The organism is Actinomadura rugatobispora, assembly GCF_055379765.1.
The window spans coordinates 6,924,024-6,944,704 of record NZ_AP029191.1 but is presented as its reverse complement, the minus strand read 5'-3'; the positions used below and the strand labels follow the sequence as shown (position 1 = coordinate 6,944,704).

Annotated in this window: 19 protein-coding genes and 1 pseudogene; 7 read left to right on the top strand and 13 right to left on the bottom strand. The window is 74.5% G+C overall.

What is annotated here, in order from left to right; all coding sequences use genetic code 11:
• Positions 1–8: 8 nt before the first annotated feature.
• The gene (locus ACZ466_RS31055; RefSeq protein WP_464041763.1) at positions 9–1,469 is read left to right on the top strand and encodes an enoyl-CoA hydratase-related protein; all 1,461 of its coding nucleotides are present in this window, start codon (positions 9–11) and stop codon (positions 1,467–1,469) included.
• Here ACZ466_RS31055 and ACZ466_RS31050 read toward each other — a convergent pair.
• From ACZ466_RS31050 to ACZ466_RS31035, 4 genes are read right to left on the bottom strand one after another with little or no spacing between them, the layout of a single operon-like run.
• Positions 1,466–2,116 (bottom strand): response regulator, encoded by a 651-nt coding sequence (locus tag ACZ466_RS31050; RefSeq protein ID WP_378285134.1) that lies wholly within the window; start codon positions 2,114–2,116, stop codon positions 1,466–1,468. The genes ACZ466_RS31055 and ACZ466_RS31050 overlap by 4 nt on opposite strands.
• Positions 2,104–3,366, bottom strand: a complete 1,263-nt coding sequence (locus ACZ466_RS31045; protein WP_378285135.1) for a sensor histidine kinase — start codon at positions 3,364–3,366, stop codon at positions 2,104–2,106. Before ACZ466_RS31045 ends, ACZ466_RS31050 begins: the two co-directional genes overlap by 13 nt.
• Positions 3,363–4,478: a glycosyltransferase family 4 protein gene (locus ACZ466_RS31040; protein WP_378285136.1), complete on the bottom strand. Its 1,116-nt coding sequence runs from the start codon at positions 4,476–4,478 to the stop codon at positions 3,363–3,365. Before ACZ466_RS31040 ends, ACZ466_RS31045 begins: the two co-directional genes overlap by 4 nt.
• Positions 4,463–5,704, bottom strand: a complete 1,242-nt coding sequence (locus tag ACZ466_RS31035) for a glycosyltransferase 87 family protein (RefSeq protein ID WP_378285137.1) — start codon at positions 5,702–5,704, stop codon at positions 4,463–4,465. The genes ACZ466_RS31040 and ACZ466_RS31035 overlap by 16 nt, the downstream gene beginning before the upstream one ends.
• A 222-nt stretch (positions 5,705–5,926) precedes the next feature.
• On the opposite strand from ACZ466_RS31035, the gene ACZ466_RS31030 reads away from it, so the two are divergent.
• Positions 5,927–6,694 carry an ABC transporter ATP-binding protein gene (locus tag ACZ466_RS31030; protein ID WP_378285138.1) on the top strand — a complete coding sequence of 256 codons (768 nt, stop codon included), beginning with the start codon at positions 5,927–5,929 and terminating at the stop codon, positions 6,692–6,694.
• Between the two features lie 5 nt (positions 6,695–6,699).
• Positions 6,700–9,300, top strand: coding sequence for an FtsX-like permease family protein (locus tag ACZ466_RS31025; protein ID WP_378285139.1), 2,601 nt, complete (start codon positions 6,700–6,702; stop codon positions 9,298–9,300).
• A gap of 16 nt (positions 9,301–9,316) precedes the next feature.
• On the opposite strand, the pseudogene ACZ466_RS31020 reads toward ACZ466_RS31025, so the two are convergent.
• The 3 genes and pseudogenes from ACZ466_RS31020 to ACZ466_RS31010 all read right to left on the bottom strand — a co-directional run bounded on the left by ACZ466_RS31020 (position 9,317) and on the right by ACZ466_RS31010 (position 10,837).
• Positions 9,317–9,893, bottom strand: a pseudogene (locus ACZ466_RS31020) (DNA-3-methyladenine glycosylase I).
• Between the two features lie 9 nt (positions 9,894–9,902).
• Positions 9,903–10,391, bottom strand: a complete 489-nt coding sequence (locus tag ACZ466_RS31015) for an SRPBCC family protein (protein WP_378285141.1) — start codon at positions 10,389–10,391, stop codon at positions 9,903–9,905.
• Complete coding sequence (locus ACZ466_RS31010; protein WP_464041761.1) at positions 10,388–10,837, bottom strand: hypothetical protein; 450 nt, start codon at positions 10,835–10,837, stop codon at positions 10,388–10,390. The genes ACZ466_RS31015 and ACZ466_RS31010 overlap by 4 nt, the downstream gene beginning before the upstream one ends.
• Before the next feature lie 55 nt (positions 10,838–10,892).
• Here ACZ466_RS31010 and ACZ466_RS31005 point away from each other — a divergent pair, with 55 nt between their 5' ends.
• Positions 10,893–11,228: a hypothetical protein gene (locus tag ACZ466_RS31005; protein ID WP_378285143.1), complete on the top strand. Its 336-nt coding sequence runs from the start codon at positions 10,893–10,895 to the stop codon at positions 11,226–11,228.
• Between the two features lie 101 nt (positions 11,229–11,329).
• Here ACZ466_RS31005 and ACZ466_RS31000 read toward each other — a convergent pair whose 3' ends face one another.
• From ACZ466_RS31000 to ACZ466_RS30990, 3 genes are all read right to left on the bottom strand, one after another.
• Positions 11,330–12,652, bottom strand: coding sequence for an alkaline phosphatase PhoX (locus tag ACZ466_RS31000; protein ID WP_378285144.1), 1,323 nt, complete (start codon positions 12,650–12,652; stop codon positions 11,330–11,332).
• Positions 12,653–12,844: 192 nt separating this feature from the next.
• Positions 12,845–13,447: an LOG family protein gene (locus tag ACZ466_RS30995; RefSeq protein WP_378285145.1), complete on the bottom strand. Its 603-nt coding sequence runs from the start codon at positions 13,445–13,447 to the stop codon at positions 12,845–12,847.
• The gene (locus tag ACZ466_RS30990; protein WP_378285146.1) at positions 13,447–14,253 is read right to left on the bottom strand and encodes an LOG family protein; all 807 of its coding nucleotides are present in this window, start codon (positions 14,251–14,253) and stop codon (positions 13,447–13,449) included. The genes ACZ466_RS30995 and ACZ466_RS30990 overlap by 1 nt, the downstream gene beginning before the upstream one ends.
• A 188-nt stretch (positions 14,254–14,441) precedes the next feature.
• Here ACZ466_RS30990 and ACZ466_RS30985 point away from each other — a divergent pair, with 188 nt between their 5' ends.
• Entirely contained in the window at positions 14,442–14,975 is a 534-nt protein-coding gene (locus ACZ466_RS30985; protein ID WP_378285147.1) for a hypothetical protein, read from the top strand.
• A 2-nt stretch (positions 14,976–14,977) separates the two neighbouring features.
• Complete coding sequence (locus ACZ466_RS30980; protein WP_378285148.1) at positions 14,978–17,119, top strand: bifunctional polysaccharide deacetylase/glycosyltransferase family 2 protein; 2,142 nt, start codon at positions 14,978–14,980, stop codon at positions 17,117–17,119.
• Here ACZ466_RS30980 and ACZ466_RS30975 read toward each other — a convergent pair.
• The 3 genes from ACZ466_RS30975 to dapE form a co-directional block, all read right to left on the bottom strand.
• On the bottom strand, positions 17,116–17,958 hold the full coding sequence (locus ACZ466_RS30975; protein ID WP_378285149.1) for a GSU2403 family nucleotidyltransferase fold protein: 843 nt from the start codon (positions 17,956–17,958) through the stop codon (positions 17,116–17,118). The two genes, ACZ466_RS30980 and ACZ466_RS30975, sit on opposite strands and share 4 nt — an antisense overlap.
• A complete protein-coding gene (locus ACZ466_RS30970) occupies positions 17,933–19,000 on the bottom strand; it encodes a hypothetical protein (protein ID WP_378285150.1) in 1,068 nt (355 codons plus the stop codon). The genes ACZ466_RS30975 and ACZ466_RS30970 overlap by 26 nt, the downstream gene beginning before the upstream one ends.
• A 78-nt stretch (positions 19,001–19,078) precedes the next feature.
• On the bottom strand, positions 19,079–20,134 hold the full coding sequence (gene dapE, locus ACZ466_RS30965; protein ID WP_378285151.1) for a succinyl-diaminopimelate desuccinylase: 1,056 nt from the start codon (positions 20,132–20,134) through the stop codon (positions 19,079–19,081).
• Between the two features lie 144 nt (positions 20,135–20,278).
• On the opposite strand from dapE, the gene ACZ466_RS30960 reads away from it, so the two are divergent.
• Positions 20,279–20,656 (top strand): cupin domain-containing protein, encoded by a 378-nt coding sequence (locus ACZ466_RS30960; protein ID WP_378285152.1) that lies wholly within the window; start codon positions 20,279–20,281, stop codon positions 20,654–20,656.
• Positions 20,657–20,681 lie beyond the last annotated feature (25 nt).

Genomic DNA, 20,681 nt, shown 5'->3' with positions numbered 1-20,681 from the left:
CTGCTGCCATGAACGCTCGTTCGGCGCTGTTCGATCTGTACGGCGACCACCTCAGGGAACGTGGAGGCAAAGCCCCGGTCGCGGCCCTGGTCAGGCTGCCGGCCGCGCTGGACGTGGCCGCCCCCGCCGTCCGCACCGCGGTGTCCCGGATGGTGCGGCAGGGGTGGCTGGAACCGGTCCGGCTCCCCCGGGGCCTGGACGGCGGCGCCCCGGACGGTGACGGCCCGGCCCCGGTGCCCGGTTACGCGCTGACGCCGCGGGCCGTGCGGCGCCTGGACGAGGCCGCGCAGCGCGTCTACCGCGATCTCGGCCCGTGGGACGGCCACTGGCACCTTCTGGTCGTGGAACGCGTCCGGGCCCGGGCCCGCCGTGAGCGCCTCGTCGCCGGGCTCTCCTACCTCGGCTACGCCCGCCTGGACGAGGCGACGTGGATCGGCCCCCTCGCCAACCCCGAGCTGGATCCGCTGCTGGCCGCCGAGTCGGTGCGGGCGGAGCGCTTCCGCTCCGCCTACGAGGGCGACCCGCACGGCCTGGTCGCGCGGGCGGCCCGGTTCTTCGACGAGGCCGCCGCGCGTCTCTTGCCCCCGCCTCCCGCTTCGTCGATCGTTGCCTGGAGGATGGGCGAGAGGCCGCGCCGCGGAGGGCGGGCACGCGGCACGAGCACGGAGAAGGCGAGGACGAGGGTGCCTGAGACGGTGCTGTACGACCTGACCGACGGTGTGGCCACAATCACACTGAACCGCCCGGACGCGATGAACTCGCTGACGGAGGAGATGAAGGAGGCGCTGCGCGCGGCCGTGGAACGCGCGGCCGGCGACCCGGGAGCCCGGGCGGTGCTCCTCACCGGTGCGGGACGGGCCTTCTGCGCAGGTCAGGACCTGCGCGAGCACGCCGACAACCTGGCCTCGGGCAAGGGCCTGGACGACACCGTCCGCAAGCACTACAACCCGATCGCCGGGGGCCTGGCGTCGATGCCCAAGCCGGTGGTCGCGGCGGTGAACGGCGTCGCGGCGGGCGCGGGCGCGGCGCTGGTGTTCGCCTGCGACCTGGCGGTGGCGTCGGAGAAGGCGTCGTTCGCGACCGCGTTCACCAAGATCGGGCTGGCTCCGGACAGCGGGATGTCGTGGACGCTGCAGCGCCTGGTGGGGCGGGCCAAGGCGGCCGAGCTGCTGCTCCTGGCCGACCCGGTGAAGGCGCCCGAGGCCCTGGAACTGGGCCTGGTGAACCGGGTCGTTCCCGCCGACGAGCTGGCGCCCGCCGCGGTGGAGCTGGCGCGCAGGCTGGCCGCGGGGCCGACGCGGTCGTACGCCGCCGTCAAGGCCGCGCTCGACCACGCCGCCTCGCACGATCTGGCCTCCACCCTGGAGAAGGAGGCCGTGCTCCAGGACGAGTGCGAGAAGACCTCGGACCACCGCAACGCCACCGAGGCGTTCCTCAAGAAGCAGCAGCCCACCTTCGAGGGACGCTAGAGGGAGACGCCGCGCAGGTGGGTGAGCACCGCCAGCACGCGCCGGTGGTCGTCGGGCGTCTGGTGCAGGTCGAACTTGGTGAAGATCGACCCCACGTGCTTGATCACCGCGGCCTCGGAGACGACCAGGGCGCGGGCGATGGCGCCGTTGGAGCGGCCCTCGGCCATGAGCGCGAGCACCTCGCGCTCGCGGCCGGTCAGCCGTTCCAGCGGCGCGTCGGCGCCGCGGCGGGCGAGCAGGCCGCGGACCACCTCGGGGTCGATGACGGTGCCGCCGGCGGCGACCCGGTCGAGCGCCTCCACGAACTCGGCGACCTCCCCGACCCGGTCCTTGAGCAGGTAGCCGACGCCGCCGCCGGTCTGGAGCAGGTCGGCGGCGTAGGACTGCTCGACGTACTGCGACAGCACCAGGATGGGCAGCCCGGGACGGTCCGCGCGCAGCGCGAGCGCGGCGCGCAGACCCTCGTCCCGGAAGCCGGGCGGCATCCGCACGTCGGTGACGACGATGTCGGGGGCGTGCTCGGCGACGGCGGCGGCGAGCGCGGGGGCGTCGGCGACCGCCGCGGCGACCTCGTGGTCGAACCGGGCGAGGATCTGGCCGAGGCCCTCGCGCAGCAGCACCGAGTCCTCGGCGATCACGACGCGCATGGGATCTCCACCCGCACGATCGTAGGGCCGCCGGGCGGGCTGGACAGCCGGACCGTGCCGTCGTGCACCGCCACCCGGTCGGCCAGTCCCTGCAGGCCGGTGCCGCCGGACGGGTCCGCGCCGCCGGAGCCGTCGTCCCAGACCTCGACGACCAGCGCGGCGCCGGTGAGCCGGGCGGTGACGCGGGCGCGGGCGGCGCCGCTGTGCTTGGCCACGTTGGCGAGCGCCTCGGCGACGACGAAGTAGGCGGCCGACTCCAGGCTCTCGGGCGGGCGTTCCGGCAGGTCGGCGCGCACCTCGACGGGGATCGCGGACCGTTCGGCCAGGGACTCCACGGCGGCGCCCAGCCCTCGGTCGGTGAGCACGGAGGGGTGGATGCCGCGGACCAGGTCGCGCAGCTCCTCCAGCGCGGCCCTGGCGTCGGCGCGCGCCTTGTCGATGAGCCCGGGGTCGGCGCCGTCCAGCTTCGCCAGGCCCAGCGTCATGATCAGGCCGGTGAGCCGCTGCTGGGCGCCGTCGTGCAGGTCCCGCTCGATCCGGCGGCGCTCGGCCTCGAACGCGTCGGCCATCCGCGCCCGCGACGCCCGTACCGCGACCAGCTCCTCCTCGACGGGACGCACCAGCAGCGCGCGGGCCAGCGCGGCCCGCGCCCCGGCGAGCGCGCTCAGCGCGTACAGGGTCAGCGCGAACAGCGGGACGGACGCCAGGGCGACCGGCCACGCCTCCTCCTGGCTGTCCACGGTCACGTGGGGGCCGTACATGATCTGGTCCCCGCCGCTGATCATGGCGGGTGCGGAGGCCGAGACGGTGGAGCCGACGATCAGGACGAAGGGCACGCCGAAGTCCACGACCGCCAGCAGGGACGACAGCAGCGCGTACCCGAACTCCCGCCAGGTCGCCGCCTCCCGCAGCCGGAAGAAGAACCACGGGCGCAGGCCGGGACGGGACGGCTCGCGGTGCGGGGTGGGCGCGGGCCGGGGGTCCAGCCAGCGGGCCCGGCGCCGCTCGACGGCCGCGTACCCGACCGCCGACACCGGGATCAGCGCCAGCAGCACCAGGCCGACGACCACGGGCGCCAGCAGGATCCCGGCGAAGATCAGGCCGCACACCACCGCCAGCCAGACGAGGGCGACGAGCGGGCCCGTCGCCAGGTACGCCAGCGACCGCCAGGGCCAGGAGGACAGCAGGAACCGCCGGGGGCTCCCCGCCATGGCCCGCCAGACCCCCGCCCCCCGTTCCTCCTCGGTCATGCCCCGACCGTAGAGGACGCGCGGCGCAGGAGCTCACGGAGGCGTTCGTACGAGGCGTCCCAGGTCCACTCCTCGCTGACCCAGGCGCGGCCCTTCCGGCCCATCTCGGCCCGCCCCGGGGCGTCGCCCAGCATCTCGACGAGCCGGGCGGCGATCGCCTCCACGGAGGTGCCGTCGACGACGTGGCCGGTCTCGCCGTCGCGGACGGCCTCGGGGGCGCCGCCCGCGTCGCCCGCCAGCACGGGCAGGCCCGCGGCGGCGGCCTCCAGGTACACGATGCCGAGCCCTTCGGTCTCCAGGCCGAGCCGGCGGGAGCGGCACGGCATCGCGAACACGTCCGCGGCGGCGTAGTACGGCGGGAGCTCGGCGTGCGGGCGGCCGCCCGCGAACACCACGCCCTCTCCCGCCTGGCCGTGCAGCCAGAAGTCCTGCGGGCCGGAGCCGACGATGAGGAGGGCGGCGTCCGGTACGGCCTCGCGCACCAGCGGCAGCGCGCGGACAAGCCGGTCGTGGCCCTTGCGCGGGACGAGCCGTCCCACGCTCAGGATGACGGGCCGGTCGCCCAGCCCGTACCGGTCCCGGACGGTGGTGCCGTCGGCGCCGGGACGGAACGCCTCGGCGTCCACCCCGGGGACCAGCCGGGCGGTGCGGGCGCGGGGGCCGAGCGCGGGCGCGATCCGCGCCCGGGTGTGCTCGGTGAGGTGGGTGACGATGCCGGCCCGGTCGCCGATGCGGCGCAGGATCCGGCGGGTGCCGGGGACGTTCGCCCACCAGATCTCGTGGCCGTGGGTGGTGGCGACCGAGGGCAGGCCGAGCCGTCCGGCCAGCAGCCCGAGCGGGGCGGCGGCGCCGAACCAGGCGCTGTCGCAGCCGTGGCTCCGGGCCAGCGCGCGGGCGGTGCGCGCCACCCGTGCGGTCGGGAGGAGGGTGCGCGCGGGGTCGCGGACCACCGGGAACGGCAGCGCGCGGTCGAAGGCCGCGGCGCCCGGCTCGGACGAGGTGTAGACGATCACCTCGTCCGGCGGGAAGCGGCGGGCCACCTCGTACACGAAAGTCTCGATGCCGCCCTGCCGGGGCGGGAAGTCGTTGGTGACGATCAGGCAACGAGGCACAGCTCCTCGTCCTCCTTTCGCGGGGCGGGCTTTCGCGGGGCGGGCGGGACGCCGAAGCGGGCCCAGAGGGCGAGGACGGCCGGGTAGACGAGGTAGCCCCAGCGGGTGGCGGGCATCAGCGCGGTGGCCAGCAGCAGCCCGAGGGCGAGCCGGAGCGCGGCCTGGCGGGCGCCGGCCGGGGGCCGGACGAGCAGCGAGGCGCCCATCGTGAGGGCGGCGAGGCCGAGCAGGGTCAGGGCGGTGGCGTGGCCGTGGGGGCCGAGGTCGGCGAGCAGGCGGCCGGGCAGCGGGCTGTCGGCGGGCGAGGCCGTCCCGGCCAGGCCGAGCGGGAACCGGACGACGTTGAGGACGAACCCCTCCGGATCCACGAGCGCGGGGAGCAGCACCCCGGCCGCGAGGACGCCGGAGGCCGCCGTACCGTACCGGCGGATGGCGGCCCGGCCCTGCGCGCTGGCCGCCACCAGGGCGAGGCAGACCAGCAGCGCGGGCCAGCCCGTGGCCTTGAGCGAGGCGGCCAGTCCGAGCGCGAGCCCGGCCGCGCCGTGACGGTCCCGTACGGCCAGCGCCAGGCCCAGGCAGACCAGCCCGATGACCGGGAGGTCGTCCCCGCCGACCACCAGCGGCAGCGAGACCAGGGGCGACCCCGCGAGCACCAGCAGCGGCAGCGACCGCGCGCCGATGCCTCCATGCCCGCGCAGCAGCAGGCCGCCGGCGGCCAGGAGCAGCAGCAGGAAGAGCCCGCCGAACAGCAGCCGGGCGTCGATGCCCGCGACCGCCCACGGCAGGCCGAGCAGCGCCATCCCGGGCAGGTAGGGGTTGTACGCCTCGTAGCCGCCGTGCGCCGCCAGCTCCACCGCGCCCAGGTAGGGCGTGCCGTGCTCCAGCAGGTGGGCGCCCGAGCGCTGCACGACGCCGACCTCCGGCTGCGCCTGCCCGGTCGCGACCAGCACGGCCAGCGGGACGAGCACGGCCGACGCCAGCACCCCGGCCGCGACCCGCGCGCGGTGGCGGCGACCCCACGGCGCCAGGGCGGCGAGCGCCCCGAGCCCGTACGCGACGGCGGCGAGCCCGCCCCACGCGCGGTGCGGCGCCAGCCCTGTCACCGCCGCGGTCACGGCCGCGAAGACCGCGAACCCGGCGTAGAGGGCGGGCTGGACGGCGAAGGAGCCCCGACCCCGTCCGCGCACGGGGGCGGGGAGGTGTCTCAGGGCATGCGTGGGCGTCATCGATCTCCGCTCCGAGGGTCGCGTGAGGGCTGTTGAGCAGCGCTTTCGCGCCCTTCAAGGCAACCGTTCCGAAGCGTGGAGATCTCTAGGTCTGACCGCCGACCTTGGGGTAGAGCCAGGTCTACCTCCGGGGTCGAGGCGGCCGTAGTAGGGCTGGCCCCACGGCGCCTTCTCCGGTCCACGCCACTGCGCGGGCGGGGTCCTCCGGCGTTGGGTGGTGGCATGGCATCCACATCCGCCGCGCCCGCCCCGGCGCACCTTCACGACGATCACGCGGCCGCCGCGATCGGCCTCGTCCGCACCTACGGGTCGGGGGACGGCGCGGTGACGGCGCTCCGGGGCGTCACGGCCGCGTTCGCCCGCGGCCGGTTCACCGCGATCATGGGCCCGTCCGGCTCCGGGAAGTCCACGCTGCTGCACTGCCTGGCCGGGCTGGACTCGGTCACCTCCGGCCAGGTGCTCATCGGCGGGGTGGACATCACCCGGCTGTCGCGGACCGGGCTGACCCGGCTGCGCCGCGACCGGCTCGGGTTCGTGTTCCAGTCGTTCAACCTGCTGCCGATGCTGACCGCCGAGGAGAACATCCGGCTGACCGGGCGGCTGGCCGGACGGCGTTCGGACCCCGAGTGGTTCGGCACGCTGGTGGACGCGCTCGGGCTGCGCGACCGGCTCGGCCACCGGCCGGCCGAGATGTCCGGCGGGCAGCAGCAGCGGGTGGCGGTGGCGCGGGCGCTGCTGACCCGTCCCGAGGTGGTGTTCGCCGACGAGCCCACCGGAAACCTCGACTCCGGGTCCGGGGCGGAGGTGCTGGGCTTCCTGCGCACGGCGGTGGACGCCTACCGGCAGACGGTGATCATGGTGACGCACGATCCGGTGGCGGCGGCGCACGCCGACCGGGTGCTGTTCCTGGCCGACGGCGGCGTCGTGGACGAGCTGGACGGCCCCACCACCGACACCGTGCACGCCCGCATGCGCCGGATGGAGAGCTGAGGGCGATGGCGATGTGGCTGATCGCGCGCCGCTCGTTCACCGAGGGCTGGCCGCGGCTGCTCGCGACGCTGCTGGCCGCCGCGTTCTCGGTCGCGCTGATCGCGGGGTCGCTGCAGTTCACGCTGCGCGCGCAGGAGGCGGTCTCGGGCAGCGACGCCAGCGAGTACGCCCGCGCGGACGTGCTGGTGCAGGGCGGGCAGGCCGACCCCGACGACGTGTACGCGCCGCCGGACGGCCGCGTCCCGCTCGACCGGGTGGCGGGACGGCCGGGGGTCGCCGCGGTGGCCGGGGACGCCATGGTCACCGCGTCGGCGGCGGGACGGGACGGGAAGCCGATCCTGGCCCCGGCGGGCGGCCGCACGCTGCTGCGCCCGTGGGTGGCCGACGCCCGGCTGAACCCGTACACGCTGGTGGAGGGGCGTGCCCCGGCGGCCGACGGGGAGGTCGCGGTCGTCCGGCATGTGGCCCGTGCCGGGAAACTCTCCTCCGGGTCCGATCTCACGCTGCTGCTGCCGCGCGAGTCCCGGCGGATGAAGGTGGTCGGGGTCGTGACCGTGCAGGGGCGGAGCGCGGTGGCCGCGGGCGACCTGATCCTGGCGCCGCCGCAGACCGTCCAGCGGGCGGCGGGCCTGCCCGAGGGGACCTGGCAGACCGTCTGGGTGAAGGCCGCGCCCGGCGTGCCCGCGGCGCGGCTGCGCGCCGACCTCGCCCGCGGCCTCCGCTCCGGTGGAGGCGACGCGGTGACGGTGCGGACCGCGGCGTCCCTGCGCGACCGGCAGTCGGCCGACACGCAGGCGGCGGGCGTCTCGGTCGGCGGCGCGATCGGCATGCTGTCCACGGTGTCGGTGTTCGTCGGGCTGTTCGTGGTCGCCAACACCTTCGGCACGCTGGTCCGGCAGCGCACCCGGCGGCTGGCGCTGCTCAGCGCGATCGGCGCCACCCCGCGGCAGATCGGCCGGCTGATCCGGCTCGAGGCGCTCGCGCTGGGACTGGTGGCGTCGGCGGCGGGGGTGCTGCTCGGCTACCCGGTGTCCTCGCTGCTCACCCGGCTTTTCGCGGAGGACGGGTTCGACATCTCCGCCGCCGACGCCCAGTTCGGGTGGATCGCGCTGGCCGTCCCGGCGGCGGCCGGGCTGCTGGTCACCCAGCTGGCCGCCTGGCGGGCGGCGCGGCGGGCCGGCCGGGTCGCGCCCATGCAGGCGCTGCGCACCGCGTCCGCCGAGACCGCCGGACGCCGGTGGCCCCGGCTGGCGGGCGCGCTGGCGGTCTTCGCCTGCGCCTGGTTCTTCTACGGCCCCGCGTTCGCGATCGCCGCGGAGGAACCGCCCGGCCCGGAGCGCACCATCGGCGTCTCCGTGCTGCTGCTCCTGGGGTCGATGGTCACGGTCGCCGCGCTGGCGGTGCTCGCGCCGTTCTTCGTCGGCCCGCTGGGCGGGCTGGTCGGCCGGATCGGGATGGCGGTGAGCGGCGAGGCCGGGCGGCTGGCCCGCGCCACCATCACCCGCAGCCCGCGCCGGGTCTCCTCGGCCGCGTCCTCGCTGATGCTGGGCGTGGCCCTGGTCGCCGCGACCGCGCTGGTGATGCTGTCGGCCCAGGACCGCTTCGACGAGGCGGGACGGCAGGTGCTGCGCGCCGGCCACGTGGTGACGACGACGGGCAAGACCGCGTCGGGCACCGCGCCGCTCCCCGCCGACACCGCCGCCAAGGCCGCCGCCGTGCCGGGGGTGACGCACGCCGCGTCCCTCACGGCGACGACCGTCAAACTGGTCGACCCGGCGCCGCGCATCCCCGAGGCAGGTGAACCGCTGCCCGCCGACTTCATGGTCAACGGGATCGACCAGGCCGCGCTGCCGGCCGTGCTCGGCCTCGGCGGACGGCTCCCGCCGCTGGCACCCGGGCGGATCGGGCTGTCGTCCACCACCATGAAGGCCTTCGGGCTCGAACCGGGCCGGCGGATCGTGGTGCGCGGGCCGCAGGGCCGGGTCGCGCTCACGGTCGCGGGCGCCTACCACGACCCGTCCCACCTGTTCGCCGACCAGGCCCTCGTCGCGCCCGCCACGATGGAGCGGCTCGACCGGCAGGCGCAGACACAGGCCGTCCTGGTGCGCGGCGGCGACCCCGGCGCGCTCGCCCGCGCCATGGCCGGAGTGCCCGGCGTCACGGTGATGGACGAGGCCGCCTACGTGGAGCACGCGTCAGGGGCACTCCTCAACGGCGTCCACGTGGCCTACGGCTTCATCGGTATGTCGCTCGTGCTGGCGCTGTTCGGGATGGCCACCACGGTCTCGATGAGCGTCGCGGAACGCACCAGGGAGTTCGGTCTGCTCGGCGCGGTCGGCGCCACCGCGGGCCAGCTGCGCGCGATCGTGCGCTGGGAGGCGGCGACGGTCGTGCTGCTGGGCTCCCTCATGGGCCTCGGCGCGGCCGTCGGCACCGTGGGGCTGCTGCACGTCGCGACGGGCAGCTCCTTCCTCGATCCGAACCCGCCGCCCTGGCTGGTGGCGCTGGTGGTCGCCGGGGCCGCCGCCGTCACCGCGGCCACGTCGGCGCTGCCCGCGCGCCGGGCCTCGGGCGTCCCCGTCCTGGAGGCGGCCAAGGCCGAATGACCGTCCGGACGGCGGGTCAGGCGTAGGCGCCGCGGCGGTGGCAGTCGATCAGGTGGTCGTCGACGAGCCCGCACGCCTGCATCAGGGCGTAGGCGGTGGTGGGGCCGACGAAGCGGAAGCCGTGCTTCTTCAGCTCCTTGGCCAGCGCCTTGGACCCGTCGGTACGGGCCGGGACGTCCTCCAGCGCCTTGGGCGCGGGGGGCGTCCCGGTCGGCGTACCGCCACGCGGTCGCGGCCAGGCCGCCGGGCAGGTCGAGCGCCGCCCGCGCGTTGGCGATCGCGGCGTCGATCTTGGCCCGGTTGCGGACGATGGCGGCGTCGCCCATCAGCCGCTCCACGTCGCCGGGCCCGAACGCGGCGACCTTCGCGAGGTCGAACCCCGCGAAGGCGGCGCGGAAGCCCTCGCGCTTGCGCAGGATGGTCAGCCAGGACAGGCCGGACTGGAACGCCTCCAGGCACAGCCGCTCGTACAGGCCCTGGTCGTCGCGGACCGGGCGGCCCCATTCGTCGTCGTGGTAGGCGACGTAGTCGGGCGCCGACAGCCCCCAGGGGCAGCGGGCCAGACCGTCGTCACCGAGGATCGCGGTGGTCACCGACCCGTTCTACCGCACCCCTCCGACATCCTTGACCGCCCCGGCCCCGTCGTCCGCCCCGTCGTCCGCCCGTGCCGCCAGCCCGGCCAGGCGGCGCAGGCCCAGCCGCAGGAACGCGCCGATCACCGGTCCGGCCGCGAGCCAGCCGATCCGGCCCAGCGGGCCCAGCGGGAGATCGATCGCCTCGGCCCAGCGGATCCGGCTGCCGCCGTCCGGCAGCGGGACGACCTCGAAGAACGCCTCGCCGCGCACCAGTTTCCCGGTGTGGCGGACATGCACCCTGCGGCCCGGCAGCCACTCGGTGACGACCATGGTGTCGGTGAACCCGACCGGGCCCACGCCCGTCCGGGCCTCCAGCTCGGCGCCCACGCCGCGGCCGCCGCGGGCCGAGGTGAACGGCATCCACTCGTCGTGGCGGGGCCAGTCGGTCAGCAGCTCGAAGACCCGCTCGGCGGGCGCGGACGACTCGGCGTCGGCATGGATCGCCACACGGCTCATGGACGGGCCTCCTCCTGGTTCGCGGTGCCGCCGTTGTTCTTCGCCAGGTCGACGTCGGCGATGCCGCCCGGCTCGGAGGACGCCCAGGGCGGCGCGATCTCCCCGGCGTCCGCGCGTCCCTCGGAACCGCCGTGGTCGCGCTCCCGGAGACGGCCCTCCAGGTCGGTGACCTGCCGTTCGAGGGCGGCCATCCGGGCCTCGCGCTCGTGCAGGGCCGTCATGATGCCGTCGATCGCCCGGTCGGCCACATCGGTCTGATAGCCCCAGAGCCCGCGCGGCAGGCGCGGATGCGGCGAGGACCCGGCGAACGGCGGAACCCCCGGCGCCGGCGGCCGCAGCGGCGGATGATCGCGATGCGCCGGCGACAGCTCGCCGCCCAGGCCCATGGCCAGGGCCACGACGGCGCCCAGCACCGCCAGGCAGGCCAGGACGAGGACCACAACCACGATCAACTCCGATCTGTCGACGCCACCCGTAACAGATCGTGCCACGATCGGAGGCATGGAGTCGCACGAGCCGTGGGTACTGCCGGACAAAGCACCCGTGCCGGAGGGGCTGCTGGACGCCGGAGCGGCGCCATCGGCGGACCGCGTGGCGGATCTGGTGGCCACCGGGAAACCGGTTCTGGTCACGCTCGCCCTGGATGCGCCGGAGGCGCCGGAGGGGACGGAGCCCGATCCCGGCCTGCTCGCGGCCGCCTCGGTCTACGCCTGGCTGGGCGTACGGGCGTTCCGCGCGCCCGAGGGGCAACTGCCCGCGCTGCGGCAGGTGCTGGACATGGTGGCCTCGATCGAGGGGACGCGCCCGCCCGCCCTCACCCGGCGCGGCCTCGCCTGACCCCGGGGTCCGGAAACGCGTGAGCCCGCCGCGGGGGGCGACGGCGGGCTCACGCTCCGGGGAAGAACCGGGGATCCGGAGATCCTGAAGGGAGGGTCGGGTCAGGCGCGGACCTGGTTCCAGGGGCCGGTGATCGCGAAGGTCAGGCCCGGGGTCTGCCGGTTGGCGTACAGCGTCCGGCCGTCCGGGGAGAACGTCACGCCGGTGAACTCGCTGTCGTTGAAGGCGTTGCGGCCGAACGCGAACGGCTCGCCCTTGCGGGTCGTGCCGACCAGGTACTGCTCGCCGTCGCCGTCCTCGGCCAGGATCACGCCGCCGCCGTACGGCGAGACCGTGATGTTGTCGGGGCCGTCGAACCGGCCGCCCGGCTTGAAGATCAGCTCCAGCCGGATCCGGTCGGTCTTCGGGTCGTAGGTCCAGACCTGGCCGGCGTGGTCGGCCGCGGCACCGTCCTCCTTGGAGGAGTAGCTGGCCACGAAGTAGGCCTTGCCGCGGCCCCACCAGGCGCCTTCCAGCTTCTGGCTGCGGGTGACCTTGCCGTCCTCGAACTGCTTGCGGATCGAGGTCGTGGCGGCCGACGGGTCGGGCACCTTCACCCACTTGACGCGGAACTCCTCGCCCGGCGTCTGCGCGAGGGAGAGGTCGGGCAGGTCCCGGGAGTACATCGCCTCCAGGCGGCCCCCCTCCAGGTAGGCGCCGTACTGGCCGCGGTGCGCGCGGGGGCGGAAGCGGTAGAACAGCCCGAACGGCCCGCCGGCGTCCTCGGTCAGGTACGCCTCGAGCGTCTTCGGGTTGATGGCGACGGCCTCGTGCGCGAAACGGCCCATCCCGGTGATCGGCACCGGCTGGGTCCGCTTGCCGGTCGGGTCGACCTCGAACACCCAGCCGTGCGACTTGGTCTGCGCGCCGAAGCCCTCGGTCTCCTCGCAGGTCAGCCAGGTCCCCCAGGGGGTGACACCGCCGGCGCAGTTGGTGGCGGTGCCGGCGAGGCTGATCTCCTGCTTCACCAGGTTGGCCTCGCGGTCCACCTCCAGCGTGGTGGTGCCGCCGAACGCGGCGGGGTCGTACACCAGCCGCGCGTCCGCGACGGGCTTGACGCCGCTGGCGGTCTGCTCGTGGTTGCGGACCAGGCGGACGGTGTCCTTACGGGAACCGGTGAACGTGGCGGTGCCGTCGTGCTTGCCGGGCACCCGGACGCTCCCGGAGATGACATCGCCCTCGGCGGACAGGGTCTTGTACGAGAAGCCCTCCGGCAGGTCCAGCACGCCCTTGGGGTCGGGCACCAGCGGGCCGTAGCCGTAGGCCTCGCCCTTCCCGGCGGCGGAGGCCGAGGTCTGGAAGATCGTGTCAAGGCTTCCGGCGAGCGCGATGGACAGGGCGCCCGCGGCGCCGCCCTTCACGACCCCGCGACGGGACACGGACATGGCGTCTCCTTCACTTCAATGCGATCACGGGGAGCTTCGTGCGCCGCCCTGAACCATCGGTGAACGACCACCGTCCCAGGGAAAAACCCCCAGGACACAGTTCCGCACGGCGAACTTCCACCTAATCCCGCCGTTACGCAAAGTGACGGAAAGGAAAGTTCGCCGTGCGTCGGATTGGTCCCGTGCCGGGGGTCAGAGTTCGGCTTCGGCGTAGTCCTCGGGGGTGGCCTCGATCCGGGGCTGGGAGCGTTCCAGGAGGTCGAACGCCTCCGCGACCGAGCCGGTCCAGCCGATCGCGTCGAAGATCTTCGGACGGGCGAAGCCCTTGTCGGCCAGGCTCTTCATCAGCTCGCGCAGCGGCTCGTACACCCCGGCCGGGTCGAGGATCACCACCGGCTTGGCGTGCATGCCCAGCACCCGGGCGGTCCAGATCTCGAACAGCTCCTCCAGGGTGCCGATCCCGCCGGGCAGCACCAGGAACGCGTCGCTGCGCCGGTCCATCTCGGCCTTGCGGGTCCGCATGTCCGGCGTGACGACCAGCTCGTCGTTGTCCTCGTCGGAGATCTCCACGCTGACCAGGCCCTCGGGGATCACCCCGACGGTGCGGGCGCCGCCGGCCCGGGCGGCGCGGGCGACCGCGCCCATGCACGACACCTGGGCGCCGCCGCTGACCAGGCTGTGGCCGCGGCGGGCGAGCTCGGCGCCGGCCTCGGCGGCCAGCTCCACGTGCACCCTGTCGATCTTGCTGCTGGACGCGCAGAACACGCACACGGCCAGGCCGGAGGACGGGGACATCAGGTGCCGTTCCCGGCCGCGCGGGCGGCCTCCCTTGCGGCCTGCTCCTCCTCCTGCAGCCGCGCCTGCTTCACGTGCGCGTCCACGATCACCCGGACGACCTCGTCGGGGTCGTCGGTGACGTGGAACAGGTCCAGGTCCTCCTCGGAGATCTTGGCCGAGGACAGCATGACCTGCTTCACCCAGTCCAGCAGCCCGCCCCAGAACTCGGTGCCGACCAGCACGATCGGGAAGCGGGTGATCTTCCCGGTCTGCACCAGCGTGATCGCCTCGAACAGCTCGTCCAGCGTGCCGAACCCGCCCGGCAGCACCACGAACGCCTGCGAGTACTTCACGAACATCGTCTTGCGGACGAAGAAGTAGCGGAACTCCAGCCCGATGTCGATGTGGTCGTTCAGCTTCTGCTCGAACGGCAGCTCGATGCCGAGACCGACCGACAGCCCGCCGGCGTCGTCGCAGCCCTTGTTGGCCGCCTCCATGATCCCGGGCCCGCCGCCGGTGATCACCGCGTATCCGGCCTCGTGCAGCCGCCGGCCGATGTCCACGGCCAGCTCGTACTCGTCCGAGCCGGGCTTGGTGCGGGCGCTGCCGAAGACGCTGACCGCCTTGGGGATCTCGGCCAGCAGGCCGAAGCCCTCGACGAACTCCGCCTGGATGCGCAGCACGCGCCACGGGTCGGCGTGCACCCAGTCGGACGGCCCGCGGCCGTCGAGCAGGCGCTGGTCGGTGGTCGTCTGCGGTACGGCCCTCCCGCGCAGCATGGCGGGCCCCTGCCGCCGGCTGCGCCGATTCTCTTCGGATGTCATGCCCCACACCGTAGCCAAGCCCCCGCCCGGCGGGCCGCCTGTTTCCGGCGGCCCGAAGTGACGGTTCCCTGGCGTTCGGCGCTGTTTCCAACGTGGCAACAGATCCCCACAAAGCCCCCGAACCCCGGACACGCGGCCGGCACGCCCGCCCCCCGGCGGAGCCCGCCCCGCGGAAGCCGGTCCAGCGGATGCCCGCCCGGCACGCTCAGCGGCCAGCGCCGCAGGCGCCCGCGCCGCTCGTCCCGGCGTGGCTGCCGCCGTCGCCGCCGGACCGCGTGCCCGAGGACACCGCCTCGCGAACGGCGGTGCTGCCCGTCGCCGACGCCGCACCCGTCTTCGTGGACGCCTCGGGACGCCGCGCCCGTCTCGTCCGGCGCCTCGGGATCCTCGCCAGTGTCGGGCTCCTCGCGTACCTGGCGGTGATCGGCCTCAACCTGGCCATGGGCGCGGACGCCCCGCTGACCCCCTGGCCATCGGGATCCGGCGCGACCCGCGAACCAGCGGGCGACGGCGGCAAGCCGGGCACCCACTCCCCGAGCGGCCCGGCCCCGGCCGCCTCCAGCACCGTGGCCCCCCGGTCCGGCGCATCACCGTCCGGCGGCACGACGGCCACGCGCAGCGCCTCTTCCTCGGCGACGCCCGCCCCGCCGTCCAAGACCCGCGGCAGGGCCCCGGCCACACCGCCCGGCCAGACGCGCGGCAAGCCCAAGCCGAACGGCTAGCGGTGCGGACCAGACCCCCCAAGGGCCATTGGATCCTGCTCCTGCTGACCGGTGTCGCGCTGTTCGCGGCGCTCCTGGTCAACGGGTTCGCCACCGGCGAGATCGGCGAGGGCACCGAGCGTCCCGGACCCGCGGGCGGCAGGGCGCCGGACGCCGCGACCCGGGCCGGGCCGGTGCTCAACCTCACAGGCGGCACGCTGCGCAGCGCACGCCCCTCCGCCGGGACGATCGCGCTCACCTTCGACGACGGCCCCGACCCGGAGTGGACGCCGCGCCTGCTGGAGGTGCTGCGCCGCCACAACGCGCGCGCCACGTTCTTCTCCGTCGGCTCGAAGGTCGCCCGGCATCCGGGCCTGGCGCGGCGGATGGTGCGCGAGGGCCACGAGATCGGGTCGCACACCTACACCCACGTCGACCTCGGCAACGCGCCGTCCTGGCGGACCCGGCTGGAGCTCGACCTGAGCCAGCGCGCGCTGGCGGGCGCCACCGGCCGCGGCACCCGCCTGCTCCGGCAGCCGTTCTCGGGGACGCCGGCCGCGCTCACCGGGGCGCAGTGGCGGGCGGCGCGGGACGCGGCCGGGCGCGGCTACCTGACGGTGCTCACCGACCGGGACACCGAGGACTGGGCGCGTCCGGGCGCCGACGCGATCGTGCGGCGCGCCACCGCCGGGACGGGCCGGGCCGGGGCGATCGTGATGCTGCACGACTCCGGCGGCGACCGCGGCGAGACCGTGCGGGCGGTCGAGGAGATCCTCGAGCGGCTGTCCGCACGCGGCTACCGGTTCACCACGGTGTCGGAGTCGATCGGGCTCCGGGACGGCAACCCGCCCGCCTCGTTCACCTCCAGGGTGGTCGGCAAAGCGCTGGTGCTGGGGCAGCTCGGCTCCGGCTGGGTGGTCGGCGGCCTGACCGCGCTGTTCGGGGTCGCGGCCGTCCTGACGGTGCTGCGGCTGGTGCTGCTGCTGGCGTTCGCGCGGACGCACATCGCGGGGACGCGCCGGGCGCGGCACCGCCGGGCCCGGCGCGGGGCGCCCCCGTTCCTGCCGCCGGTGTCGGTGATCGTCCCGGCCTACAACGAGGAGGCCGGGATCGCGGCGACCATCGGCTCGCTGCTGGACACCGGCTACCCGGGGCCGCTGGAGGTGATCGTCGTCGACGACGGCTCCACCGACCGCACCGCCGAGATCGCCGCGTCGTTCACCGGGATCCCCGGCGTCGCGCTGATCCGCAAGCCCAACGGCGGCAAGCCGAGCGCGCTCAACGCCGGCGTCGCGCGGGCGCGCGCGGAGATCGTGGTGCTGGTGGACGGCGACACGGTCTTCCAGCGCGACACGATCGGCAACCTGGTGGCGCCGATGGCCGACCGGCGGGTCGGCGCGGTCAGCGGCAACACCAAGGTCGCCAACCGGGGCGGGATCATCGGCCGCTGGCAGCACATCGAGTACGTCATCGGGTTCAACCTGGACCGGCGGCTGTTCGACGTGCTGCAGTGCATGCCCACCGTCCCGGGCGCGATCGGCGCCTTCCGCCGCGAGGCGCTCGCCGCCGCGGGCGGCGTGCCCTCCGACACCCTCGCCGAGGACACCGACCTCACCATGGCGATCTGCCGCGCCGGCTGGCGGGTCGTGTACGAGGAGACCGCGCTGGCCTGGACGGAGGCCCCGGCCACCCTCCGGCAGCTGTGGCGGCAGCGCTACCGGTGGTGCTACGGCACGCTGCAGGCGATGTGGAAGCACCGGCGCGCCCTGGTCGAGCGCGGCGCGTCCGGCCGGTTCGGCCGCCGCTGCCTGTCCTACCTGGCGCTCTTCCAGGTGGCGCTGCCGGTGTTCGCGCCCGCCGTGGACGTGTTCACCCTGTACGGGCTGCTGTTCCTCGACCCCGGCACGCTCGCGCTCACGTGGCTGTCCTTCACCGCGCTCCAGGCCCTGGCCGGCTGGTACGCCCTGCGGCTGGACGGCGAACGCGCCCGCACCCTGTGGGTGCTGCCGCTCCAGCAGGTGGTCTACCGGCAGCTGATGTACCTGGTGGTGGTCCAGTCACTGGTCACGGCGGTGCTGGGGGCACGCCTGCGCTGGCAGACCATCCGCCGCGCCGGCACCTTCGACCCCACCCCCGACCTCCCCGCCCACCAACCCGCGCCCTAGGGGCCGGGGCGCAGCGCCTGGAGGAGGTCGTCGGCCAGGACGGAGGAGGCCAGTGCCACGGTCTCGGGTTCGCCGATGCCCTCCTCGGCTCGGCCCGCCATCTCCGAGCCGAGCGCGCCGGGCCCGGCGGCGAAGAGCACGGAGAGGTGCTCGACCGCCTTCCCGGTGGCGGCGCCACTGGTCGGGTCGGCCCGCAAGACCTCGAACGCGGACGCCAGCTCGGCGGTCTGGACGCCGATGAGGATCCGGTAGACGTCGTGGGCGTCCTTGTCGTTCAGCCTGGTCGGGTTCCCGGCGCGTTCGCCGATCTTGTGAAGCTTCGCGACCAGCAGGGCGGCGGGGCCCGCGACCTTGACCCGGTAGTCGCGCGGGTCGGCCGGATCGAGGGCGGGGACGCTCATCAGGGAGTTGTCCACGACCGCGGCCTCGAGCCCGCGGGCACGCCGGGCGACCCGGCGGTCATGCGGAGGTATGCGAGCGGCCCTGGCGGTTCTGCCGCCCGCCCCCGCCAGAGCCTCCGGCACCATGAGGTCGACGGGGATCCCTTCGGGATTGCGCCACGCGCCGGGCTGGCCGTCGTCCGAGGGCCGGAAGCCCGCACGGCTCATGGCCTCCTCGACACGGGGGTCGTCGTCGAGTTCCCTGGGGTCGAGCGCGAGGTCGCTGTCCTTGGTCGCCTCGGCCAGCGCGACGGGGGAACGGGCCGTTCGCAGGTAGACGGCCTGGGCGCCGATCACGATCACCGCGTCCCGATGGGCCTCCAGGGCCTCCAGGGCGTCGAGGAGCGCCGATCGCGACCGGACGAGAAGATCGTCACTGTCGACGCCAGGAGGATTCATTGCGCTTCATCCATTCGATGAGTTCCTCGGCCTCCGAAGGAGCACGGCCGGGTCCGGTCATCAGATCGACCGAGACCTGGGAGGGCGCCGCAATGGTGACCCCCGCGGCGGTGACCAGAGTACGGGCGAAGACCACGTCGATCTCGGGTTCGGCCAGGATCACGTTCGCTCCCGCCTCCGCGGGCCGGAGCCCCCATTGCTCCGCCGCCCGTTCCGCGCTGTCCGTATAGATCATCGCGGAGCGTGCCGGGGCGTAAGGGGCCCATTCGGCGGCGGCGAGCGTTCCCGTCACGGCGTACCGCGCGGAAACGTCCACCGCTCCGCGCAGCAGATCCGGCAGCCCGCGCGGCACGATCCATCGCGTGACCCGGCTGTTGCGAACGAATCCGTAGTCCTTGCTCCAGCGCCGCAACAGCGGCTCCCAGTCGGGCACCGTTATCGATCCGGATCTGTCGCGATTCACCAGTTCCTCACCTTCCAGGAACTCGACAACGCGATATGCCGAACCCGTCGAGACACCGGCCATCTCAACGAGCGACCGAACCGTCCACGAAGTGGGGAAATCCAGGAGTGCGCGGACGATCCTCGCCGCCGGCGCCCCCTTCAACATGCCCCGCGGCCTACCGGGACCACGCCACGGGTCGCGGTCGGCGCCGCGATCCGCGACATGGAGTCCAGGCCGGGAAAGGCTCACTCGCACGTTCCCCGTCGCGTCGACGTACCCCAGCCCCGCACCGGCCAGGCGCTCGCGAACCGGCGGCGAAAGGTAACGGGCGACGACCACCCCCGCGGCCTCCGGCCACCGCGGCATCAGCGCCGACAGGGAATCCCTGATGACGGCCACGTCGCGCCCCTCGACCACGCGCTTGGCCTCCACCACCAGCAGGCCCGACGTCCCGTCCGGCGCCGCCACCTGGAGAAGCCCGTCACAACCAGGGAACGGCTCGTCGAGCAGCCGCAGCGTCCACCCGGGAGGCAGCCGTCCGGTCAGGACGGCCACGCCCGCCCGCAGCACCTCCGCCTGTGTTCGCGGCTCCGGCACGCCCGACCTCCCCGTGTCGACGTTCGGGAAATAGCCTATCTCCACCGCCGACGGAAACCCTGCATTTCCCGAACAGGGTCAGGAGAGCCAGGCGCGCATGCGGTGTTCGCAGTCGCGGATCAGGGGGATCTCGACGTACTCGTCCTTGGTGTGGGCGAGGGTGGGTTCGCCGGGGCCGTAGTTGACGGCGGGCACGCCCAGGGCGGAGAAGCGGGACACGTCCGTCCAGCCCAGCTTGGCCCGGACCTCGGCGCCGCTGGCCTCCACGAACGCGGCGGCGGCCGGGTGGTCGAGGCCGGGGCGGGCGGCGTCCGCGCCGTCCACGAACCTCACCTCGAAGCCGGCGAAGGCGTCCCGGACGAACGCCTGGGCCTCCTCCAGCGACTTGTCGGGTGCGAACCGGTGGTTGACGGTGACGACGCACTCGTCCGGGATCACGTTCCCGGCCACGCCCCCGCGGATGAACACGGCGTTGAGGCCCTCGTGGTACTCCAGGCCGTCCACGACGGGGCGGGCGGGCTCGTAGGCGCGCAGCACGTCCAGGATCCGGCCCGCGGTGTGGACGGCGTTGGAGCCCATCCAGGCGCGGGCGCTGTGGGCGCGCTCGCCCCGCGCGGTGATCTCGGCCCGCAGCGTGCCCTGGCAGCCGCCCTCGATCAGCCCGCCGGTCGGCTCCATCAGCACGGCGAAGTCGCCCGCCAGCAGTTCGGGGCGGGTCTCCACGAGCCGCTTGAGGCCGTTGCGGTCGGCCTCGACCTCCTCGCACTCGTAGAACACGTAGGTGACGTCGCGGCTGGGCTCGGGCAGGGCGGCGGCCAGCTTGAGGGCCACCGCGACGCCGCTCTTCATGTCGGTGGTGCCGCACCCGTAGAGCCGGTCGCCGTCCACGCGCGAGGGGAGGTTGCCGTTCAGCGGGACGGTGTCGAGATGCCCGGCGATGACGACCCGCTGGTCCCGGCCCAGGTCGGTGCGGGCGATGAGGGTGTCGCCGTCCCGGACCACGGTCAGGTGCGGGAGGGGCGCGAGCGCCTCCTCCACGGCGTCGGCGAGGGCCTTCTCGTCCCCGCTCACCGACTCGACGTCGACGATCGCCGCCGTCAGCTCCACCACGTCCACACCCAGATCAAGCCGCATGCTGCCCCAGCGTACGCACCCCACCGGGACGGCAGGGCTCCGGTGGGCGGGGCCGCCGGAGATTGTCGTCTCATGACCTGGTCGTGCGTAGGGTCGGAGGTGGTGGCGAGGGCGTCGGGAGACTCTGCGGACACGGGGGGAACGATGCCGAAACTCGAGACCAGACGGGTCGAGGTCAAGAACTTCCAGCGGCCGGACGAGACCCGCATGTTCGAGGGCAAGGGCCGCGCCGAGGTGATCACGCTGGCGGGCCAGCAGGTCGGATGCGGGACGTTCGAGCCCGGCTGGCGCTGGTCGAACAACGTCAAGCCCATCGCCGGCACGGAGCTGTGCGAGTTCTCGCACCTGTCCTACTGCCTGTCCGGGCGGATCAGGATACTGATGTCCGACGGGACGCAGGAGGAGATCGGACCGGGCGACGTGGCCGCCATTCCACCGGGCCACGACGCCGAGGTCGTGGGGGACGAGGCATGCGTGCTGCTCGACTTCGGTGAGTTCGGCGACTACGCCAAGCGCACCTGAGTGAAAAAGGGGCCCGCGGCGAACG